The sequence below is a fragment of the Martelella sp. UBA3392 genome (assembly GCF_002358775.1).
Classification (GTDB): domain Bacteria; phylum Pseudomonadota; class Alphaproteobacteria; order Rhizobiales; family Rhizobiaceae; genus Martelella; species Martelella mediterranea.
This window is the reverse complement of record NZ_DEPM01000158.1, coordinates 40881-41931: the sequence shown is the minus strand read 5'-3', so window position 1 is coordinate 41931 and position 1051 is coordinate 40881. Positions and strand designations below refer to the sequence as shown.

Sequence of the window (1051 nt, the reverse complement as noted above, 5' to 3'; positions counted from 1 at the left end):
CACATGTCGATCAAGGATGCGGCCGAGGAAATCGGCGTGACGCCCTCCGCCGTCAGTCATCAACTCAGGATCCTCGAGGATCTGCTCGGGGTGGAACTGATGCGCCGCGTCGGACCGCGCCTGGAGCTGACGGAGACCGGACGGCAACTGTCTCCGGATCTCACCGTCGGCTTCACGCGGATCATCCAGGCCGTCGGGGCGGTGAAGCAGGAGCGTAAGCTCGGTCCCTTGCGCCTTTCCATGCTGCCGACATTCGCGGTTCATTGGCTGTCGCCTCGGATGGCGTCCTATCCATTTGCGCGATCTGGTTTCGAACTTTTGATCTCTACGACCCAGACCGCCGTCGATCTCGGCGCCGGCGTCGCGGATGCCTCGGTGCGCCATGGTTCCGGGCAATGGGCTGGGGTTCTCTCCGAACGCCTGTTCGATGAAAACGTCACGCTGCTGGGCCGCCCCGCCGACTGGCAAACGCATGACGAAATCGATATTCGCAAGGCCATCTCGCAGACCAACCTGTTTCTGTCCCAGCACCGGCGCAAGGACTTCGAGCGGTGGAACGAGACGCTGCCGGGCGGCCCGACCCGACCTGCAGCAATCACAATCGTCGACTCTTCGGGTCTAGGCCTCAAGGCCGCGATTGACGGCGCGGGAATAACCTTCGCGGGCATCGAAATTGCCGCCTGCGACATAGCCGCCGAGAGGCTCTGCCCGATCATGCCGCACCAGGTTCCGGTGAACGCCGGCTATTACCTCTGCTATCCGCCGGCCCTTGAGCGCGACCGCCGCATCAGGAATGTCAGGACCTGGATGCTGGCAGAGGCCGCAAAGGCAGCTCAGCCCTTGCCCAGCCCTTAACCGAACCGGACGAGCGCGACGGAGCCGCCTTCCTTGCGGCGACTTAGCCATGCTTCAGCGCCCGAAATACCCCGTGATGCTTGCCTTATCGAGAAAATGGCTATTGATCATGAAGCCTGCCATCGCGCCTGAGGACAGGCTGTCCAGCGGCAGACTGTCGACGTCGAGCGCGTAGACGGTGATGACGTAGCGATGC

1 protein-coding gene and 1 pseudogene are annotated in these 1051 nt (G+C 62.9%); one reads left to right on the top strand and one right to left on the bottom strand.

The window, feature by feature from the left end; translation table 11 throughout:
* Positions 1-855: LysR substrate-binding domain-containing protein (locus B4E36_RS12030; protein WP_345900393.1), on the top strand; the 855-nt coding region annotated here is incomplete at its 5' end.
* Positions 856-909: 54 nt separating this feature from the next.
* Here the strand turns inward: B4E36_RS12030 and B4E36_RS12025 are convergent.
* Positions 910-1051, bottom strand: a pseudogene (locus tag B4E36_RS12025) (phosphatidylethanolamine-binding protein); the annotation flags it as partial.